The sequence below is a fragment of the Xanthomonas sp. D-109 genome, assembly GCF_017746095.1.
Classification (GTDB): domain Bacteria; phylum Pseudomonadota; class Gammaproteobacteria; order Xanthomonadales; family Xanthomonadaceae; genus Xanthomonas_A; species Xanthomonas_A sacchari.
Map to the genome: position 1 here is coordinate 283,451 of NZ_JAGHWV010000001.1, position 20,326 is coordinate 303,776.

The following is a 20,326-nucleotide window of genomic DNA, read 5'->3' on the forward strand; positions in this document are numbered from 1 at the left end:
ATTCCCGGCTTACGCCCATGGCGGGCTGTACTTGACCTTCACCGCGCGCACCGCCGGGTCGCCGCGCAGGGCGTCCAGCAGCTGCGGGTCCACGCGCACCGAATGGCTGCCGTTGAGGTCGAGCATGCCGGCGATGCCGCCCTGCGCCGACTGCAGCAGCAGGTCCAGGCGCAGGGGGGTCTTGCCCGGGCGGTGGCGGGCCAGCAGGCCGTCGATGCGCGGCCAGGCGCTGCGCTGGCGCAGGTCCAGGCGCAGCGACAGGCGCTGCGCGTGATGCGTGCAGATCTGTTCGTAGTCCCAGCACTGGCGGATGCGCATCGCGTAGCCGCCGTTGAATTCGTCCTCGCGCACGCCGCCCTTGACGATGAGGATGCGGTCGCGGGTCAGCAGGTGGCCGAACTCGGCGATGGCGTCGGAGAACGCGCTGCACTCGATGCGGCCGCGGCCGTCCTCCAGTTGCACGAACACCTGGCTGTCGCCCTTGCGGCGCACGCCGACCACCTGGCCGGCGAGGATCGCGCTGACCTCCGGGCGCCAGGCGCGCTTCTCGCCATCGCCGCCGCCACCGCGGCCGCCGCCGGATTGCGCGCAGATCTTCTCCAGCGCGCTCAGGTCGCAGCCGACCAGCTCGCGCACTTCGTCGCGGTACGGATCGAACGGATGGCCGCTGAGGTAGAAGCCCAGCGTCTCGCGCTCGCCGGCCAGCAACTGGCCCAGCGGCCATTCCTTGCTTTCCGGCAGGTCCAGGCGCAGCGCCGGGGCGCTGGTGTCGGCGCCGCCGAACAGCGAGTTCTGCCCGGAGGCGCGCTCGCGCGCCATCTGCTCGGTGGCCTTCATCACCTCCGGCAACTGCAGCATCAGCGTGGCGCGGTTGGCGCCCAGCCCGTCCATCGCGCCGGCGTTGATCATCGCCTCGAGGGTGCGCTTGTTGAGCTTGGCCGATTCCACGCGTGTGCAGAAATCCAGCAGCGAGGCGTACTCGCCGCCGCGCTCGCGCTCGGCCACGATCGCCTCGCAGGCGCCGCGGCCCACGCCCTTGATCGCGCCCAGGCCGTACTGGATGGTGTCCGGGGTGGCCGCCTCGAACATGTAGGCCGAGGCGTTGATGCGCGGCGGCAGCACGGTCAGGCCGAGGTTGCGCACCTCGTCGAGGAAGCCGACCACCTTGTCGGTGTTGTCCATGTCCGAGGACAGCGTGGCCGCCATGAACTCGGCCGGATAGTGGCGTTTCAGCCACGCGGTCTGGTAGCTGACCAGCGCGTAGGCCGCGGCGTGCGACTTGTTGAAGCCGTAGCCGGCGAACTTCTCCATCAGGTCGAAGATTTCGTCGGCCTTGGCCTCGCCGACGCCGCCCTTGGCCGCACCCTCGCGGAAGATCTCGCGGTGCTTGGCCATTTCCGCCGGCACCTTCTTGCCCATCGCGCGGCGCAGCAGGTCGGCGCCGCCCAGCGAGTAGCCGCCGACGATCTGCGCCATCTGCATCACCTGCTCCTGGTACACCATGATGCCGTAGGTGTCCTGCAGGATCGCTTCGGTGCGCGGATCGGGATAGACGATCTCCTCCTGCCCGTGCTTGCGCGCGTTGAACGAGGGAATCAGGTCCATCGGGCCGGGGCGGTACAGCGACACCAGCGCGATCAGATCCTCGAAGCGGTCGGGGCGGGCGTCCTTCAGCAGCCGGCGCATGCCCGAGGATTCGAACTGGAACACCGCGCCGGTGTTGCCCGAGGCGAAGATGCCCTTGTAGGTCGGCGCGTCGTCGAGCGGGATCGCGGCGATCTCCACCGGCGGGATGCCGGCGCGCGCGTGGCGCACGTTGATCGCCTTCACCGCCCAGTCGATGATGGTCAGGGTGCGCAGGCCGAGGAAGTCGAACTTGACCAGGCCGACCTGCTCGACGTCGTCCTTGTCGAACTGGGTGACCGGGTTCTTGCCGAAGTTGTCGACGTCGTGTTCGGCGAACAGCGGGCAGAAGTCGGACAGCGGCGTCGGCGCGATCACCACGCCGCCGGCGTGCTTGCCGGCGTTGCGGGTCAGGTCCTCGAGCTGCCGCGCCAGGTCCATCAGGTCGCGGACGTCGTCCTCGGCCTGGTAGCGCTGGATCAGCTCCGGCGAGGCCATCTCGCTGTCCTTGCCTTCGCCCATCGCATCCTTCAGGGTGATGCCGAGGATGTTGGGGATCAGCTTGGCGACGCCGTCGACCAGGCCGTACGGGAAGCCGAGCACGCGACCGCAGTCGCGTACCACCGCCTTGGCGGCCATGGTGCCGTAGGTGATGATCTGGCTGACCCGGTCGCGGCCGTACTTGCGCGCCACGTAGTCGATCACCTCGTCGCGGCGATCCATGCAGAAGTCGATGTCGAAGTCGGGCATCGACACGCGTTCCGGGTTGAGGAAGCGCTCGAACAGCAGGTTGTACGGCAGCGGATCCAGGTCGGTGATCTGCAGCGCCCACGCCACCAGCGAGCCGGCGCCGGAACCGCGGCCCGGGCCGATCGGGATGCCCTGGTTCTTGCCCCACTGGATGAAGTCGGCCACGATCAGGAAGTAGCCGGGGAAGCCCATCTTGATGATGGTGTCCAGCTCGAACTCGAGCCGGTCCACGTAGTCCTGGCGGGTCTTGCCGGGCGCCAGCGGGTTCTTCTCCAGGCGCGCGGCCAGGCCGTCGCGCGACTGGCTGCGGATCCAGCTGTCCAGCGTCTCGTCGTCGGGCACCGGGTAGGCGGGCAGGAAGTAGGTGCCCAGCTGCATCTCGATGTTGCAGCGTTGCGCCAGCGCCAGGGTGTTGTCGATCGCGTCGGGGATGTCGGCGAACAGCGCGGCCATCTCCTCGGCCGACTTCAGGTACTGCTGGTCGCTGTAGTCGCGCGGGCGCTTGGGGTCGTCGAGCACGCGGCCGGAGGAGATGCACACGCGCGCCTCGTGCGCGGCGAAGTCGCTGGCGTACAGGAAGCGCACGTCGTTGCTGGCGATCACCGGCAGGCCGCGGGTGCCGGCGGCGTGCAGGGCGAACTGGTTGAACGCCTCCTCGCCGTCGCGGCCGGTGCGGGTCAGTTCCAGGTGCAGGCCGTCGCCGAAGATGCGCTGCCAGTCGGCCAGTTGCTGCTCGGCCAGGTCGTGGCGGCCTTCGCTGGCCAGGCGCCCGGCCAGGCTCTCGCGGCCGGCCAGGGCGAACAGGTTGTCGCTGCCGGTCTGCAGCCATTCCGGGCGCAGCGCCACGCCGCCTTCGTTGCGGTGGCCTTCCAGCCAGGCGCGGGTCAGCAGCCGCGACAGGCTGAGGTAGCCGTCGCGATTGCGGCACAGCACGGTCAGCCGCCACGGCGCCTGGGTGCCGTCGGCGATCAGCAGGTCGGCGCCCGCGATCGGCTTGATGCCCACGCCTTCGGCGGCCTTGTAGAACTTGACCAGCGCGAACAGGTTGTTGAGGTCGGTGACCGCCAGCGCGGGCAGGTCCAGTTCCACCGCGCGGCTGAGCAGGTTGGCCTGCTTGGCTTTCTTCGGGTCAGCCTGATCCGGTTTCTCGGGCACACGGATGGTCGAATCCGCCAGCGAGAACTCGGTGTGGATGTGCAGATGGGCGAAGCGGGAAGTGGACATGCGGAACCAGAGCGATGCCCGGGCAGGGTAGCGGCGGGGGGCGAGCCGGGCAAGGCTTGACAGCGACGGGCGGGGATTGGGGATTCGGGATTTGGGATTCGCGGCGTTCTCACTGATTCCTGAGCCGCACGCGATGCTGACGGTGCCGTGCGCGCGTCTACGCGAGCTGCAGCGACTCCAGCGAATCCCGAATTTCCACGGCCGGCTCCCGGCCCGCCAGGGCCATCCGCACGGGCGCGAAGCTGCGCCGGTGCTGGATGCAGGGGCCGTGCGCGGCCAGCGCGGCCAGGTGCGCCGGGGTGGCGTAGCCCTTGTGCAGGTCGAAACCGTAGTGCGGGTGTTCGTCGTGCAGGCGTTGCATGATCCGGTCGCGGGTGACCTTGGCCACGATCGAGGCGGCCATGATCGCGCGGTCGCGGGCGTCGCCGCCGACCAGCGCCTCGGCGGCGCAGGGCAGGCCCTTGGGCACGCGGTTGCCGTCGATGCGGGCGAAGCCGGCCACGTGGGCCACGCCTTCGACCGCACGGCGCATGCCCAGCATGGTCGCCTGGTAGATGTTCAGCCGGTCGATCTCCTCGGCCTCGATCAGCACCACCTGCCAGGCCAGCGCCCGTTCGACGATGCGCGCATACAGCGTTTCGCGGCGCGCCGCGGTCAGCTGCTTGGAATCGTCCAGCCCATTGATGCGGGTGCGCGCCGGATCGAACACCACCGCCGCCACCGCCACCGGCCCGGCCAGCGGACCGCGCCCGGCTTCGTCGACGCCGGCGTAGAGCCGGGAATCGGGAGTGGGGAATGGGGAATGGGACAAAAGCGACTGCTGCGGCGACGGCGGGGGAAGGGAGCGCTTCATGCCGTTGCTCCTGTCGATTCCCGATTCCCGATTCCCGATTCCCGGCTCCCAAGCAATTCGAGCACCGCATCGGCCGCCCGCGCCGACGCGTCCTGGCGCAGCAGCAGGTGCAGGCGTTCGTACTCGGGCTGCAGCGCCGCCACCGCCTGCGGGTTGCGCAGCCAGTGCAGCAGCGCGGCGGCCAGGGCGTCGGGGGTGCAGGCGTCCTGCATCAGTTCCGGCGCCAGGTCGTGGCCGGCCAGGATGTTGGGCAGGGCGTAGCGGTCGACCTTCAGCAGGCCCAGCGCCTTGACGATGCGGTAGGTCAGCGGAGCGACCTTGTAGCCGACCACCATCGGCCGCTTCACCAGCATGGCTTCCAGGGTCGCGGTGCCGGAGGCCAGCAGCACCGCATCGGCGGCGAGCAGCGCGGCGCGCGCGCGGCCGTCCAGCACCTGGGTGGCGGATGGCGGCAAGGCCGAACGCGCGAGTTGCGCTTCGATCAGCGCCTTGCACGCGGCATTGGCGGCCGGCACTAACACGCGCGCATGCGGAAGCTGCTGCAGCACCTGCGCGGCGGCGGCGAAGAAGGTGTCGCCGAGCTTGCCGATCTCGCCCAGGCGGCTGCCCGGCAACACCGCCAGCACCGGCACGTCGGCGGCCACGCCCAGGGACGCACGCGCCGCGCCGCGGTCTTCGTGCAGCGCGATCGCATCGGCCATGGGGTGGCCGACGAAGCGCGCGTCCACGCCGTGCCTGGCGTAGATCGGCGGCTCCATCGGGAACAGGCACAGCACCCGGTCGGCGCTGGCGCCGATCTTGGCCGCGCGCTGCTCGCGCCAGGCCCACACCGACGGGCTGACGTAATGCACGGTGCGCAGCCCGCGCTGCTTCAGCCAGCGCTCCACGCCGAGATTGAAATCGGGGGCGTCGATGCCGACGAACACGTCCGGGCGCCAGGCCAGCAGCCGCTCGCGCAGCGCGCGGCGCAGCTTCAGCAGGCGCGGCAGGTGCCGCAGCACTTCCAGCAGACCCATCACCGCCAGCTCGCTGGCGTCGAACCAGGTCTGGCACCCGGCCTGGCGCATCGCCTCGCCCCCGACCCCGGCGAACTCGGCGTCGGGATAGCGCGCGCGCAGCGCCTCGATCAGCCCCGCGCCCAGCAGGTCGCCGGAGGCTTCGCCGGCGACGAGGGCGATGCGCAGCTTCGCTGCGCGGGGAGTGGGGAATGGGGAATGGGGAATGGTTGAAGCAACAGCGGAGCCGGGGCCGGGCGGGCGACCGCTCTTCCCATTCCCCATTCCCGATTCCCCATTCCCGGCAGTCATCGCAACAACGGCCGCTCGCTGGATTCGATGAACTCCAGCATCGCGCGCACGTCCTCGCTGCCTTCGGCCAGCACCGCCAACTGGTGCTTGGCTTCGGCCAGCGGCAGGCCGGCCACGTACAGTGCGCGGTAGGCGCGCTTGATCGCGGCCACGCGCTCGGGATCGAAGCCGCGGCGCTTCAGCCCTTCGCTGTTGATGCCGCGCGGGCGGCCCAGCGAATTGCCGCCGACCATGGTGAACGGCGGCACGTCGCCGTTGATCAGCGCGCCCATGCCGAGGAAGGCGTGATCGCCGATGCGGCAGAACTGGTGCGCGCCGGCGAAGCCGCTGATGATGACGTGATCGCCCACTTCCACATGCCCGGCCAGGGTGGTGTTGTTGGAGAACACGCAGTGGTTGCCGACGATGCAGTCGTGGGCGACGTGGGTGTAGGCGAGGAACCAGTTGTCGCTGCCGACCCGGGTGATGCCGCCGCCGCTGCCGGTGCCGCGGCTGACGGTGACGAACTCGCGGATCACGTTGCGGTCGCCGATCACCAGTTCGGTGCGTTCGCCGGCGAACTTCTTGTCCTGCGGGTCGCCGCCGAGCGCGACGTGACCGACCAGGCGGTTGTCGCGGCCCAGCCGGGTCGGGCCGACGATGCTGCAATGCGAGCCGATCTCGCAGCCTTCGCCGATCTCCACCTCGGCGCCGATCACGGTGAAGGCGCCGACGCGCACGTCGGCGGCGAGTGTCGCGCCCGGGTCGATGATCGCGGAAGGGTGAATCAGGGGAGCGTTGGCGCTCATTGCAGGTCTCCTGCCAGGGTCATTCGCGGGTGCCGGCGCACAGCACTTCGGCGCAGGCCACGACCTTGCCGTTGACCTTGGCCTCGCCGTAGTACACCGCCATGTTGCGGATCACCCGCTTGATCTCCACGTGCAACTCCAGCACGTCGCCGGGCACCACCTGACTGTTGAAGCGGGCGTTGTCGACCTTGACCATGTAGAACAGCTTGGACTGCGCGTCGCGGCCCATCGCCAGCTGGGTCAGGATGCCGCCGGCCTGCGCCAGCGCCTCGATGATCAGCACGCCCGGCATGATCGGCTGGCCGGGGAAATGGCCCTGGAAATACGGCTCGTTGATGCTGACGTTCTTGTGCGCGACGATCCGGCGGTTCTCGAAATCCAGCGAGACCACCTTGTCCACCAGCAGGAACGGATAGCGATGCGGAAGCAGTGCGCGGATCTGGTTGATGTCCGGCAGGGTGGCGTCCGGCAGGGGCTGATCGTGGCTCATTCCTTCTCCTTGCTGACAGACAGGATGCGACGGGCCAGGGCATCGAGCTGTTTGAAGCGCGCGGCGTTCTTGCGCCACGTGCGGTTGTCGGTCAATGGGGTGCCGGACGAGTACTCGCCCGGCTCGTGGATGGAGTTGCGTACGACCGACTTGCCGGTGACCACGACCTTGTCGCAGATCTCCAGGTGGCCGACCACGCCGACCGCGCCGCCGAGCATCACGTAGCGGCCGATCCTGGCGCTGCCGGCGATGCCGGTGCAGCCGGCGATGGCGCTGTGCGCGCCGATGTGCACGTTGTGCGCGACCTGCACCAGGTTGTCCAGGCGCACGTCTTCTTCGAGGGTGGTGTCTTCCAGCGCACCGCGGTCCACGCAGGTGTTGGCGCCGATCTCGCAATCGTCGCCGATGCGGACGCCGCCCAGCTGCGGCACCTTGATCCAGCGGCCGGCGTCCATCGCCAGGCCGAACCCGTCGGCACCGAGCACCGCGCCGGGATGCACGCGCACGCGCTGGCCCAGGCGCACCCGGGTGACCAGGGTGACGCGGGCGATCAGTTCGCTGCCGGCGCCGACCTGGCAGTCTTCGCCGATCACGCAGCCGGGGCCGATCACGCAGCCCTCGCCGATCACGCTGCGCGCGCCGATGCTGACGAACGCGCCGACGTGCGCGCTCGCAGCGACCTGCGCGCTGGGATCGATGCTGGCGCTGGGATGGATGCCGGGCGGCCGCAGCGGCGCCACGTCGAACAGCGCGGCGATCTTGGCGAAGGCGACATACGGGTCGCGCGCGATCAGCGCGGTGCCCGGCGCGGCCTCGGCGTCGTCGGCGCGCAGCACCACGATCGCCGCGGTGCTGTCGGCCAGTTGCGCGCGGTAGCGGGGATTGGCCAGGAAGCTGAGCTGTCCCGGGCCGGCTTGCGCCAGCGTGGCCACGCCATGCACCGCGACGCTGCCGTCGCCATGCACCTGCAGGCCGAATCGCTCGGCGATCTCGTCAGCGGTATAGGTCGAAGTATTCACCGGGAGATTCTACCGTGTGCCATCAACACGGTCATACGTACGCCCGCGTAGGGCGCGCTGGCACAGCATGCGCTGCCCGACCCTCATCCGCCCCTACGGGGCACCTTCTCCCGGTGGGAGAAGGGAGTCGCGTCAGCCCCTCTCCCACCGGGAGAGGGGTTGGGGTGAGGGTGCGGCCACAAGCGACAGACTCCCAGGCGCTGGATTCGGAAGGCAATGAACCATGGCTTGCGATTCGCAGGGCGAGGCGCGCGCCGACAGGCGCAGTGATGTGGAAGGCCAAGGCCCGGCATCTGGTGGGCAGTCGGACGGCCGCGTAGGGCGATCGCATGCGGCCGCGCAACAGGCCACGACCACCTGTCGGGAGCGATCAACCGACTGGAGCAAAGCCCCCTTTGGTAAAGGGGGCGCGCCGAAGGCGCGGGGATTCGGAAGGCCAAGCCCCGGCCAGGTTTTCGTGTAGCGAAAACCTGGGCTGCCAGGGTGAAACCCTGGCAGCGGGCGGGCAGTTCTTTAGAACTGACCGCCGAACGTGAACTGCAGACGCTCGATCTCGTCGTTGTCTTCCTTCTTCAGCGGAATCGCGTAGCTGATCGAGATCGGGCCGACCGGCGCGCGCCACAGCAACGCGATGCCGGTGGAGGCACGCAGCTGATTGGACTTGAAGTTGTCCACGCCGTTGAACACGTTGCCGACGTCCACGAACGCCGAAATGCGCGCCGACGGGCTGTCGAACAGCTTCGGGAAGTACATTTCCGCCGAGCCCACGGTCTTGAACGAGCCACCCAGCGGCTGGCCGCGGCTGTACGAGGCGGTGGCCTCCGAGCGCGGGCCGAGGGTGTTGTCCTCGAAGCCGCGCACCGAGTTGGTGCCGCCGGCGTAGAAGTTCTCGTAGAACGGCAGGCCGGACGCCGTCACGCGGCGGACCAGGTTGGTGCCGTCGCAGGCCTGCGCCGTGTACACCGGCGTGCCGGAGCTGTTGGTGGTGGTGGTGCCGCAGATATCGCGCGACACGTCGCTGCCGTAGCTGTCGCCGTAGCCGAATTCGGCACGCGTATTGAGCACCAGTGCCGGCGAGATCGGCCAGTACTTGGAGATCTGGTAGTTGAGCTTCCAGTACTCCACGGTCGAGCCGGGCAGGGTGGCTTCCAGACCCACGCGCTGGTACATGCCGCGGGTCGGCATGAAGTAGTCGTTGCGGGTGTCGCGGGCCCAGCCCAGTTCGCTGCGCCAGGCGTGGAAGGTCTTGGTCCCCATCGCATCGATGTAGTTGATGATCGCCTGCGGGGTATAGCCGGGGTAGGTGGTGATCTGGTTGCTGTCGATGCCGAACATCAGCGAGACGCTGTCGGTCTCGGTGATCGGCACGCCGAAGATCACCTGCGCCGCGCCGTTGGTGCTGTTGTACTGCGCGGTGCCGAAGTCGGAGTAGTCCAGCTTGCGCCACGACAGGTTGTAGCCCAGCGACACGCCGTCGTCGGTGAAGAACGGGTTGGTGTAGGAGAACGCGTAGCGCTCCTGGTAGCTGCTGCGCGAGGCGTCCACCGCGACGCGGTTGCCGCCGCCGAGGAAGTTGTTCTGCGACAGCTGCACCGAGGTGGTGACGCCGTAGGTCTGCGAGTAGCCCAGGCCGAAGGTGAAGCTGCCCGAGGTGGTCTCCTTGACGTTGTAGACCACGTCGACCTTGTCGTTGCTGCCCGGCACCGGCGGCGTTTCCACGTCCACCGACTCGAAGTAGCCCAGGCGCTGCAGGCGGATCTTGGAACGGTCGATCGCCGCCTGCGAGTACCAGGTGTCCTCGAACTGGCGCATTTCGCGGCGCAGCACTTCGTCGGAGGTGCGGGTGTTGCCGCGGAACACGATGCGTCGTACCGACACGCGCGGGCCCGGGGTCACCTGCAGGTTCACCGCCACCGTGCGCTTCTCGCGGTCGGTGGTCGGGATCGGGGTGACCTTGGCGAAGGCGTAGCCGATGTTGCTCAGGGTGTTGGTGATCGCGTCGGAGCTGTATTCCAGCAGCGCGCGCGAGAAGGTGTCGCCGGCCTTGGGGATCACCAGCTTCTCGATCTCTTCCTGCGGCAGGATGGTGTCGCCGGTGACCTTGATGTCGGAGATCTTGTACTGCTCGCCTTCGGTGATGCCGGCGGTCAGGTACATGTCGCGCTTGTCGGGGCTGATCGCGACCTGGGTGGAGTCGACGCTGAAGTCGACATAGCCGCGGTCCAGGTACCAGGAGTTGAGCTTTTCCAGGTCGCCGGAGAGCTTTTCCTTGGAGTACTGGTCGTCGCGGCGGTACCACGACAGCCAGTTGTGCTCGCGCGACTCCCAGTTCTCCAGGATGTCCTTGTTGAGGAACTTCTCGGTGCCGATCAGGTTGACGTGGCGGATCTTGGCCGCCTTGCCTTCCTTGATCGCGATGGCCACGTCGACGCGGTTGCGGTCCAGCGGGCTCACCGTCGGGGTGATCTCGACGTTGTACTTGCCGCGGTTGTTGTACTGGCGGGTCAGCTCCTGGGTCACCCGGTCCAGGCTCAGCCGGTCGAAGGTGCCGCCCTCGCTGAGGCCGATGTCGGACAGGCCCTTGAGCAGTTCCTCGCTCTTGATGTCCTTGTTGCCGGTGACGGTCAGCTTGTTGATCGCCGGACGTTCCTTGACCGTGACCACCAGGATGTTGCCCTGGCGGTCGACGCGCACGTCCTCGAAGAAGCCGGTGCGGTACAGCGCGCGGATCGCCTCGGCGACCTTGGCCTCGTCCACGGTGTCGCCGCGCTCTACCGGCAGGTAGGTGAACACGGTGCCGGACGAAATGCGTTGCAGCCCGTCGACGCGGATGTCGCTGGCGGTGAAGGGCTCCGCTACCTGGGCCAGGGCCGGCAGGCTGAGGCTGGCGGCGAGGGCGAGGGCAAGCAGGCGGCGAGTGGGAAATCTCGTCATGTCACGTCCGGTAGAGGTCGATATCGTTGTTGCATGGGCGCCGGCGCAAGACGACAGCGGGTCGAGTGGATCGGCGCGGGTCATCGCAGGGCCTGCCCGAAGAGGTCGTTGTAGAACGCCAACCCCATCAGTCCTGCCAGCAACGTCAGGCCCACGAACTGCCCCGCCGCCATGGCGCGCTCGCTCAGCGGGCTGCCCTTGACCAACTCGATAAGGTAATACAGCAAGTGCCCGCCGTCCAAGATCGGGATCGGCAGCAGGTTCATGATCGCCAGGCTCAGCGACAGCAGCGCCAGGAAATTCAGGAACCCGTCCGGCCCTTCCTTGGCCGAGATGTTGGCGACCTTGGCGATGGTGATCGGGCCGGACACGTTCTTCAGCGAGGCCTCGCCGGTCAGCATGCGGCGCAGGATGCCCAGGGTGTCGCCGGCCAGCCGGCCGGTCTCGCCGAAGGCCATCGGGATCGCCGCCAGCGGGCCGTAGCGCAGGGTGGCGTCGTAGGCGGGCCGGCGCTGCTCGCCGATGCCGACGCCCAATTGCCAGGTCGGCACGCCCTTGCCGGCGGTCTGCTTGAGATGGACCTCCAGCGCCAGCCGCTCGCCGTTGCGCTCGACCTCGATCAGGCCGTTGCCGCCCTCGCGGCCCAGCGCCTGCACCCGTGGCGCGACTTGGTCGGCGCTGGTGATCGGGCTGCCGTCCACCGCCAGCACACGGTCGCCCGGGCGCAGCACGCCGTCGGCGGCCGAGCCGGGGGCGACGTTGGCGATGACCGCCGGCTGCAGGGTGAAGCGCCAGGTCAGGCCGGCCAGGGCTGGCACCTGCCGCTCGTCGAAACCGACCGGGAGCTGCGACAGGCGCAGGGTCCGGGTATGGCTGGCGCCGTCCTGCGCGTCCTCGGTCTGCACCGGCACGTCCGCGCGGTCCATGGCGGCGACGGTCAACTGCATGGCGGCCTCGCTCCAGGTCGCGACGTCGCGGTCGCCGACGCGGACGATGCGCTCGCCGGCCTGGAACCCGGCCTGCTGCGCCAGGCCCTCGGCGCGGCCGACGATGGGCGCGTAGTCCTGCTTGCCGATGACGAACATCGCCCAAAGGAACGCCACGCACAGGATCAGGTTGGCGATGGGGCCGGCGGCGACGATGGCGATGCGCTGCCACACGCTCTTGTTGTTGAAGGCCTGCGCGCGCTCGGCCGGGTCGACCTCGGCCTCGCGTTCGTCGAGCATCTTCACGTAGCCGCCGAGCGGGATCGCGGCGATCGCGAACTCGGTGCCGTGGCGGTCGTAGCGCGACCACAGCGGCTTGCCGAAGCCCACCGAGAAGCGCAGCACCTTGACCCCGCAGCGGCGGGCCACCCAGAAATGCCCGAACTCGTGGAATGTCACCAGGATGCCCAGGCTGACCAGCATCCACCAGATGGAGCCAACGAAATTACCCATGCGCGTGGCTCATGGCGGCGTGGGCATCAAGCATGGGCGAAGTGGCGGGCAATGGCGAGTTCGGTGATCTTGCGCGAGTGCGCATCCGCCGCCAGCAATGCGTCCAGGGAATCGGCCGCGACCGCAGGCAGCTCGGTCAGGGCGTTCTCGACCAGCGCAGGAATCGATAGGAAACCGATTCGGCCCTGAAGAAAGGCTGAAACAGCCACTTCGTTGGCCGCATTCAGGATCGCCGGGGCGCTGCCGCCGGCCTGCATCGCGCGCCAGGCCAGGGCCAGGCAGGGGAAGGCGTCCAGGTCCGGCGCCTCGAAGTCCAGCCGTCCCTGCGCCAGCAGGTCCAGCCCGGCGACCCCGGAGGCGATGCGCTCCGGCCAGCCCAGCCCCACCGCCAGGGTGGTGCGCATGTCCGGCAGGCCCATCTGTGCCAGGGTCGAACCGTCGATGAATTCGACCAGCGAGTGCACCAGGCTCTGCGGGTGCACCAGCACCTCGATGCGCTCGGGCGCCAGCGCGAACAGGTGGTGGGCCTCGATCACTTCCAGGCCCTTGTTCATCAACGTCGCCGAATCGACCGAGATCTTCGGCCCCATCGACCACTTCGGGTGCGCCACGGCCTGCGCCGGGGTCACCGCCTGCAGGCGCGCGCGGTCCCAGCCGCGGAACGGGCCGCCGGAGGCGGTCAGCAGCACCCGCCGCACCTCGGCGCCGGTCTGGCGCGAGCGCAGGCACTGGAAGATGGCGTTGTGCTCGCTGTCGATCGGGATGATCTCGGCGCCGGCCGCCGCGGCGGCGGCGGTGACCAGTTCGCCGGCCAGCACCAGCGCTTCCTTGTTGGCCAGCAGCAGGCGCTTGCCGGCGCGGGCGGCGGCCAGGGTCGAGGCCAGGCCGGCGGCGCCGACGATCGCGGCGACCACGCTGTCGCAGGCGTCGCTGGCCACCAGTTGGTCCAGTGCGGCGTCGCCGGCATGCGCCTGGGTCGACAGCCCGGCCGCGCGCAGGCCGTCGCGCAGCGCCGGGTACAGCGCCTGATCGGCGATCACCGCATGCGCGGGCCGGTGCGTGGCGCACAGCGCCAGCAGCGCGTCGACGTTGCGCCCGGCCGCCAGCACGCCGGCGCGCAGGCGCTGCGGATGGCGCGCGATCACGTCCAGCGCCGAGGCGCCGATCGAGCCGGTGGCGCCGAGCACGGCGATGGTGCGGACCGCCGGGTCCTTGCTGTGTTGCGTGTTCACTGGCCTCAGAACCCGAAGATGTCCTTGCCCAGCGCGAAGATCGGCAGCGCCGCCAGCACGCCGTCGATCCGGTCCAGCACGCCGCCGTGGCCGGGAATCACGTTGCCCGAGTCCTTGGCGCCGACATGGCGCTTGAGCAGGCTCTCGAACAGGTCGCCGATCACCGAGGCCAGCACGGTGACCGCGGCCACGATCAGCAGCCCGGGCAGGTGCGGCAGGGTCACCCCGGCCAGCCAGCCGAAGCCGGCGGCCACCAGCAGGCCGGCCAGCAAGCCGCCGACCAGGCCCTCCACGGTCTTGTTGGGGCTGACCCGCGGCGCCAGCTTGTGCTTGCCGAACTGGCGGCCGGCGAAATAGGCGCCGGAATCGGCGGCCCACACCGTCGCCAGCGCGGTCAGCAGCCAGCGGTGGCCGTTCGGCTCGCTGGCGTGGATCAGGCCCAGCGCGGCCCAGGCCGGCACGATCGCCAGGGTGCCGGCGGCGAGCTTGAATACCCGCGCGTAGGTGGCGTGGTCGGAGCCGAAGCGGTAGAAGCCCAGCCACAGCAAGGCCACGCACCACCAGCCGGCGCCGATCAGGGTGGTCAGCTGGAACAGCACCAGCGAGCCGGCCGAGGCCCACACCAGCAGCACCATCAGCAGCAGGTTGAGCATCAGCAGGATGGTGCGCGGCAAGGTGTCGTCGACCTCGGCCAGCTTCAGCCATTCCCACAGGCCGATCAGGAAGATCAACGCGGCCAGCGCGACCAGCCACTGGGTCGGCAGCAGCAGGATGGCGCAGATGGCCAGCGGGGCCATGATCAGCGCGGCGATGACGCGGGTACGGGTCATGCGGAAACGTTCTCCGTCGCCGCTTCGGCGACCTGCGCGCTGGTGAGGCCGAAACGCCGCTCGCGGCGGGCGTAGTCGTCCAGGGCTTGTTGCAGCACCTCGGGGCCGAACTCGGGCCAGAGGGTCTCGGTGAACCACAGTTCGGTGTAGGCCAGCTGCCACAGCAGGAAGTTGCTGATGCGCAGGTCGCCGCCGGTGCGGATGAACAGGTCCGGCGGCGGCAGGTCGGCCAGCGCCATGCGCGCCGACAGCGCGTCCTCGTCGATCTGCTCCGGGCGCAGGCGCCCGGCGGCGACGTCCTCGGCCAGCGCGCGCGCGGCCAGGGCGATGTCCTGGCGGCCGCCGTAACTGGCGGCGATCGACAGGTGCAGGGCCTGGTTGTCGCGGGTGCGCGCCTCGGCCTGGGCCATGCGCTCGCACAGCGACGGCGCGAAGCGCGAGCGGTCGCCGATGAAGCGCACGCGCACGCCGCGCCGCTGCAGCTCGTCGACCTCGCGGTCGAGCGCGTGCAGGAACAGCTTCATCAGCGCGTCCACTTCCTCCTGCGGGCGCCCCCAGTTCTCGCTGGAGAACGCGAACAGGGTCAGCGCGCCGATGCCGCGCTCCAGGCAGAAGTCGATGGTGCGGTTGACCGCACGCGCGCCGGCGCGGTGGCCGATCACGCGCGGCCGGCGCCGGCGCTGCGCCCAGCGGCCGTTGCCATCCATGATGATGGCCAGGTGGCGGGGCAGGGACATGGGGATGGGGTCGGAAGGCATGGCCGGCAGGCGCAGGCTCAGACCGCCATCAGTTCCTGTTCCTTGCCCTTGACCACGTCGTCCACGTCCTTGATCGCCTTGTCGGTCAGTTTCTGGATGTCGTCCTCGCTGGCGCGGGCCTCGTCCTCGGTGACCTTCTTGTCCTTCAGCAGATCCTTGACCTGCTGGTTGGCGTCGCGGCGGATGTTGCGGATCGCGACCTTGGTGTCCTCGCCTTCGCCATGCACGACCTTCGACAGCTCGCGGCGGCGCTCCTCGGTGAGCGCGGGCAGGTTGAGGCGGATGGTGGTGCCGGCGGTGTTCGGGGTCAGGCCCAGGTCCGAGGCCAGGATCGCCTTCTCGACCGCGCCGACCATCTGCTTTTCCCACGGGGTGATGGTCAGCGAGCGGGCGTCGGCGACGGCGACGCTGGCGACCTGGCTCAGCGGCATCTCCGAGCCGTAGTAGTTGACCTTCAGGTGCTCGACCAGGGCGGTCGACGCGCGCCCGGTGCGCACCTTGATGAGCGTATGACGCAGCGCGTCGATGCTCTTGGCCATGCGGGTCTGTGCGTCTTGCTTGATTTCGTTGAGCATCGCCGGTGTCCGTGCTGAATCTGAATCGGACGATTATAGCCTGCTGGGAGTGGGGAATCGGGAATGGGGAATGGCAAGGCGGATTCCAGCGCGATTGCCTGAACGGAGGCGGGTGGCGATTGGATGCGCGCTATGCTGCGGTGCGCAACGCTCTGCGATTCCCCACTCCCGATTCCCTATTCCCGGGGCTTCAGCCCCTTCCCTTCACCAACGTGCCGATCTCGGCGCCGCGGAGGATCTTCAGCAGTTCGCCGGGCTGGCCCATGTTGAAGATGCGCAGCGGCAGGTCGCTGTCGCGGGCCAGGGCGAAGGCGGCGGTGTCCATCACTTCCAGGTTACGGGCGATGACCTCGTCGTAGGTCAGGCTGTCGAAGCGCACGGCGTCGGCGTGCTTCTTCGGGTCCTTGTCGTATACGCCGTCGACCTTGGTCGCCTTCAGCAGCAGGTCGGCGCCGATCTCGATCGCGCGCAGTGCCGCGCCGGAGTCGGTGGTGAAGAAGGGGTTGCCGGTGCCGGCGGCGAAGATCGCGATGCGGCCCTTTTCGAGGTGGCGGATCGCACGGCGGCGGATGAAGTCCTCGCACACGTCGTTGATCTTGATCGCGCTCATCACCCGCACCTTGGCGCCGAGCTTTTCCAGCGCGTCCTGCATCGCCAGCGCGTTGATGACGGTGGCGAGCATGCCCATGTGGTCGCCGGTGACCCGGTCCATGCCGTTGGCGGCAAGGCCGGCGCCGCGGAAGATGTTGCCGCCGCCGATCACCAGCGCCACTTCCGCGCCGGCCTGCTGCGCCTCGATCACCTCATGGGCGAGGCGATTGATGATCTTGGGGTCGATGCCGTAGTCCCCGTCTCCCATCAGCGCTTCGCCGGACAGTTTCAACAGGATACGGCGATAGGCGAGCTGGGACATGGCGACCTCGTTGGGGGATGACGGGCAAACCACACGATTTTAGCCGATGCGCGCCAGCGCGTCTGCGCCGTCGGCGATGCTTCAGCGTTGCGCCTCGCCGCACGAGCGCGCGGTGACGCGATTGCGACCGCCGTGCTTGGCGCTGTACAGCATGTCGTCGGCCGCCTGCAGCAGTTCCTGCGCGCTGTTGAAACGCTCGCGGCCGCCCTGGGTGGCCACGCCCGCGGAGAAGCTGATGTGCAACGGCCCCTGCTTGGTGTCGGCCATCGGCCGCTGCGCGATCTCGGCGAGGATGCGCCGCATCACGCCCAGCGCGGCCTCTTCGCCGGTGTTGGGCAACAGCACCAGGAACTCCTCGCCGCCGAAGCGCGCCACGGTGTCGCTGGCGCGCAGCATCGGCTGCAGGGTCTGCGCGAATGCGCGCAGGACCTGGTCGCCGACCAGATGCCCGTGCGCGTCGTTGATCTTCTTGAAATCGTCCAGGTCGATGAAGGCCACCGACAGCGGCCAGTCGTGGCGATTGGCCAGCTCGAACTGCTGCTTGAGCAAGGTGTCCAGCTGGTGCCGGTTGAACACGCCGGTGAGGGCATCGCGGCTGGCCTGTTCGGCCAGGCGCCGTGCGTGCTGCTCGTACTCGTCGGCGCGCTGGCGCACGCGGTTGGCTTCCTGCACTTCGCGCAGGTTGCGCAGCACCATCAGTTCGCGGGCATGGCTGATGATCGCGTCGACCCGCTCCGGCTGGGCGATGCGCACATCGAAGATCGGGCTGACCGCCGGTAGCGCCTCGGCGATGTGGCCCACCACCTCGTCGAAGCGGCGGCTGTCCAGTTGCAGGTCGCGATAGGCGCACTGCATGGCGTGGGTGCGCGCGGCTTCGGGATCGTCGCCGAGCCAGATGTCGGCGATGGGGCCGGACAGCCGCACGCAGATGTCGAAGGGCTCGGTCGCGGGGCGGGTATCGCCGCCGTTGCCGATACTGCGCTGCAGGTAGGTGGGCAGCTTCCACTTGTGCGCCAGCCAGGCGCCGACCTCGGCGCGATCGGCGCCCAGGTGCTCGCGCTCCAGCGCGCTCAGTTGCTGCGGATCGCCGGCGGCCTCGTGCAGCAGGGCGGCGTAGCGGTCGTGGCAGACGTGCAGCAGGGCCAGTGCGCCCATGTCCTGCAACAGCCCGGCCAGCATCAGTTCCTCGTGCTTGCGCAGCCCCGCGGCCTGGCCGAGCAGGCGGCTGGCCAGCGCTGCCAGCACGCTGCGTCGCCACAGCCGTTCCTGCGGCTCGCCGCTGCCGCCGCGCAGGCTCTGCACCATCGAGAAGCCCAGCGCCAGGCTCAGCGCGGCGTTCAGGCCGAGCATGGTCAGCGCCTGGCCCAGGTTGTCGACGCGGCGGCGGCTGGCGTACAGCGGGGAATTGGCGATGCGCAGCATGCGCGCGCTCAGCGCCATGTCCATGGCGATGGCATCGGCGGTGGCGGCCAGATCCACGTCCGCATCCTGTGCCAGTTCGATGATGCGCAGGGCCACGCCGGGCGGCGAGGGCAGGTCGCGGGAGTGGCTCAGGATCGCTTCGAGTTCAGGATGCATGCACTTCCGATACGGCGTGGAATGAGAGATGGGGAGGGGCCTGTCCTGGCCTGCGCAGCGTACACCCGTAAAAAAAAAGCCGCGACAATGCGCGGCTCTTTTCTTCCCGGGCGCGGGATCAGGCCAGGCCGGCCTGCTTCATCACTTCGGCGGCGTAGTCTTCCACCACCTTCTCGATGCCTTCGCCCACGGCCAGGCGCTGGAAACCGACCACGTCGGCGCCGGCGGCCTTCACCGCCTGCTCCACGGTCTGGTCGGTGTTCAGCACGTAGGGCTGGCCGTACAGGGTGACTTCGTTGACGATCTTGGCGATCTTGCCGCTGATGATCTTCTCCAGGATGTCGGCCGGCTTGGCCTTGTCCTTCTCCGACATCTTGGCCAGCTCGATTTCCTTTTCCTTGGCCACGAACTCGGCCGGGACGTCGGACGCCTTGATGTGCGGCGGGTTCATCGCCGCGATGTGCATGGCGATGCCGCGGGCCAGGTCGGCGTCGCCGCCCTTGACCTCGACCAGCACGCCGATGCGGCCGCCGTGCACGTAGGCGGCGACGTTGTTGGCGCTGTCGATGCGCACCAGGCGGCGCACCTGCACGTTCTCGCCGACCTTGGCGATGACCGCGGCACGGGCTTCCTCGACGGTCTCGCCGCTGGGCAGCTTGGCGCTCTTCAGCGCTTCCACGTCGGCGGCGCCGGAGGCCAGGGCGGCCTGGACGACGGCGTCGGTGAAGGCCAGGAAGTTGTTGTCCTTGGCGACGAAGTCGGTCTCGGAGTTGATTTCGACCAGGACCGCCTTGCCGCCGTCCTGGGCCATCGCGATGCGGCCTTCGGCGGCGACGCGGTCGGCCTTCTTGTCGGCCTTGGCCAGGCCCGACTTGCGCAGCCACTCGGCGGCGTTGTCGATGTTGCCGGCGTTCTCGGTGAGCGCCTTCTTGCACTCCATCATGCCGGCGCCGGTGCGCTCGCGCAGTTCCTTGACCAGGGAAGCAGTGATTTCCACGGGATGTCCTCACGAAAGGTGGGAAAAGGCCGGCTTGCGGCCGGCCGGTAGATCTGGGAAGCGGGCGCCGCAGGCGGCGCTCGCGAAGCCGGGCGCGCCGAACGCGCCGGGTGGCGGCTGCGCATGATCGCGCAGCCGCATGGCGCGCCGGTTACTCGGCGGCGGGAGCGGTCTCTTCGGCCTTCTTGCCGTTCTTGCGCGGGCCGCGGCCCTTGTCGTCGCCGCCCTCGGCGAACTCTTCCTCGCGCACGCTGGCGGCGTTCGGCGCAGCGGCCTTGCCTTCCAGCACGGCGTCGGCGGCGGCACGGGCGTACAGCTGCACGGCGCGGATGGCGTCGTCGTTGCCCGGGATGGCGTAGTCCACCAGGTCCGGGTTGTAGTTGGTGTCGACCACCGCGATCACCGGGATGCCGAGCTTCTTGGCTTCCTTGATGGCGATGTCTTCATGGCCGATGTCGATGACGAACAGGGCGTCGGGCAGGCGGTTCATTTCCTTGATGCCGCCCAGCGAGGCTTCCAGCTTGTCGCGCTCGCGGCGCAGGGTCAGCACTTCGTGCTTGACCAGCTTGTCGAAGGTGCCGTCGGTCTCGGCCGCTTCCAGCTCCTTCAGGCGCGCCACCGACTGCTTGACGGTGCGGAAGTTGGTCAGCGTGCCGCCCAGCCAGCGCTGGGTCATGAACGGCTGGCCGCAACGCTCGGCTTCTTCCTTCACCGCGTCGCGGGCGCTGCGCTTGGTGCCCAGGAACAGGATGGTGCCGCGCTTCTGCGCGACGCTGGAGATGAAGTTCATCGCGTCGTTGAACAGCGGAACCGTCTTCTCGAGGTTGATGATATGGATCTTGCCGCGCGCGCCGAAGATGTACGGCGCCATCTTGGGGTTCCAGTAGCGGGTCTGGTGGCCGAAGTGGACGCCGGCTTCCAGCATCTGACGCATGGTGACCTGGGGCATTGCAGTGACTCCTGATGGGGAACCGGCCGTGCGCGGGCAGGAATGGGTGAAGCGCGCGCATGACGAC

The 20,326-nt window shown here is 69.0% G+C and carries 16 protein-coding genes; all 16 read right to left on the reverse strand.

Features of this window, described 5'->3' with window-relative positions; genetic code table 11:
* Window positions 1–9: 9 nt before the first annotated feature.
* The 16 genes from dnaE to rpsB all read right to left on the reverse strand — a co-directional run bounded on the left by dnaE (window position 10) and on the right by rpsB (window position 20,259).
* A complete protein-coding gene (gene dnaE, locus J7357_RS01160) occupies window positions 10–3,597 on the reverse strand; it encodes a DNA polymerase III subunit alpha (protein WP_209244270.1) in 3,588 nt (1,195 codons plus the stop codon).
* Window positions 3,598–3,754: 157 nt separating this feature from the next.
* Window positions 3,755–4,450 (reverse strand): ribonuclease HII, encoded by a 696-nt coding sequence (locus tag J7357_RS01165; RefSeq protein WP_209244271.1) that lies wholly within the window; start codon window positions 4,448–4,450, stop codon window positions 3,755–3,757.
* Window positions 4,447–5,730: a lipid-A-disaccharide synthase gene (lpxB, locus tag J7357_RS01170; RefSeq protein ID WP_209244272.1), complete on the reverse strand. Its 1,284-nt coding sequence runs from the start codon at window positions 5,728–5,730 to the stop codon at window positions 4,447–4,449. The genes J7357_RS01165 and lpxB overlap by 4 nt, the downstream gene beginning before the upstream one ends.
* 23 nt (window positions 5,731–5,753) lie before the next feature.
* Window positions 5,754–6,545 (reverse strand): acyl-ACP--UDP-N-acetylglucosamine O-acyltransferase, encoded by a 792-nt coding sequence (gene lpxA, locus J7357_RS01175; RefSeq protein ID WP_010344049.1) that lies wholly within the window; start codon window positions 6,543–6,545, stop codon window positions 5,754–5,756.
* A gap of 19 nt (window positions 6,546–6,564) precedes the next feature.
* Entirely contained in the window at window positions 6,565–7,035 is a 471-nt protein-coding gene (gene fabZ / locus J7357_RS01180; protein ID WP_010344048.1) for a 3-hydroxyacyl-ACP dehydratase FabZ, read from the reverse strand.
* Window positions 7,032–8,054: a UDP-3-O-(3-hydroxymyristoyl)glucosamine N-acyltransferase gene (gene lpxD / locus J7357_RS01185; protein ID WP_209244273.1), complete on the reverse strand. Its 1,023-nt coding sequence runs from the start codon at window positions 8,052–8,054 to the stop codon at window positions 7,032–7,034. Before lpxD ends, fabZ begins: the two co-directional genes overlap by 4 nt.
* Before the next feature lie 513 nt (window positions 8,055–8,567).
* Entirely contained in the window at window positions 8,568–10,988 is a 2,421-nt protein-coding gene (bamA, locus tag J7357_RS01190; RefSeq protein ID WP_209244274.1) for an outer membrane protein assembly factor BamA, read from the reverse strand.
* A gap of 80 nt (window positions 10,989–11,068) precedes the next feature.
* The gene (rseP, locus tag J7357_RS01195; protein WP_209244275.1) at window positions 11,069–12,427 is read right to left on the reverse strand and encodes an RIP metalloprotease RseP; all 1,359 of its coding nucleotides are present in this window, start codon (window positions 12,425–12,427) and stop codon (window positions 11,069–11,071) included.
* 26 nt (window positions 12,428–12,453) lie between these two features.
* Window positions 12,454–13,659 carry a 1-deoxy-D-xylulose-5-phosphate reductoisomerase gene (locus J7357_RS01200; RefSeq protein ID WP_209244276.1) on the reverse strand — a complete coding sequence of 402 codons (1,206 nt, stop codon included), beginning with the start codon at window positions 13,657–13,659 and terminating at the stop codon, window positions 12,454–12,456.
* 5 nt (window positions 13,660–13,664) lie between these two features.
* Window positions 13,665–14,489 (reverse strand): phosphatidate cytidylyltransferase, encoded by an 825-nt coding sequence (locus tag J7357_RS01205; RefSeq protein WP_209244277.1) that lies wholly within the window; start codon window positions 14,487–14,489, stop codon window positions 13,665–13,667.
* Window positions 14,486–15,226: a polyprenyl diphosphate synthase gene (uppS, locus tag J7357_RS01210; protein ID WP_209244278.1), complete on the reverse strand. Its 741-nt coding sequence runs from the start codon at window positions 15,224–15,226 to the stop codon at window positions 14,486–14,488. The genes J7357_RS01205 and uppS overlap by 4 nt, the downstream gene beginning before the upstream one ends.
* A gap of 38 nt (window positions 15,227–15,264) precedes the next feature.
* The gene (gene frr / locus J7357_RS01215; protein ID WP_152237379.1) at window positions 15,265–15,822 is read right to left on the reverse strand and encodes a ribosome recycling factor; all 558 of its coding nucleotides are present in this window, start codon (window positions 15,820–15,822) and stop codon (window positions 15,265–15,267) included.
* Between the two features lie 190 nt (window positions 15,823–16,012).
* The gene (gene pyrH / locus J7357_RS01220) at window positions 16,013–16,735 is read right to left on the reverse strand and encodes a UMP kinase (RefSeq protein WP_010344040.1); all 723 of its coding nucleotides are present in this window, start codon (window positions 16,733–16,735) and stop codon (window positions 16,013–16,015) included.
* A gap of 81 nt (window positions 16,736–16,816) precedes the next feature.
* Window positions 16,817–18,313 carry a GGDEF domain-containing protein gene (locus J7357_RS01225; protein ID WP_209244279.1) on the reverse strand — a complete coding sequence of 499 codons (1,497 nt, stop codon included), beginning with the start codon at window positions 18,311–18,313 and terminating at the stop codon, window positions 16,817–16,819.
* A 118-nt stretch (window positions 18,314–18,431) separates the two neighbouring features.
* Entirely contained in the window at window positions 18,432–19,310 is an 879-nt protein-coding gene (tsf, locus tag J7357_RS01230; RefSeq protein WP_019801311.1) for a translation elongation factor Ts, read from the reverse strand.
* A gap of 151 nt (window positions 19,311–19,461) precedes the next feature.
* A complete protein-coding gene (gene rpsB / locus J7357_RS01235; RefSeq protein ID WP_017908839.1) occupies window positions 19,462–20,259 on the reverse strand; it encodes a 30S ribosomal protein S2 in 798 nt (265 codons plus the stop codon).
* Window positions 20,260–20,326: the final 67 nt, after the last annotated feature.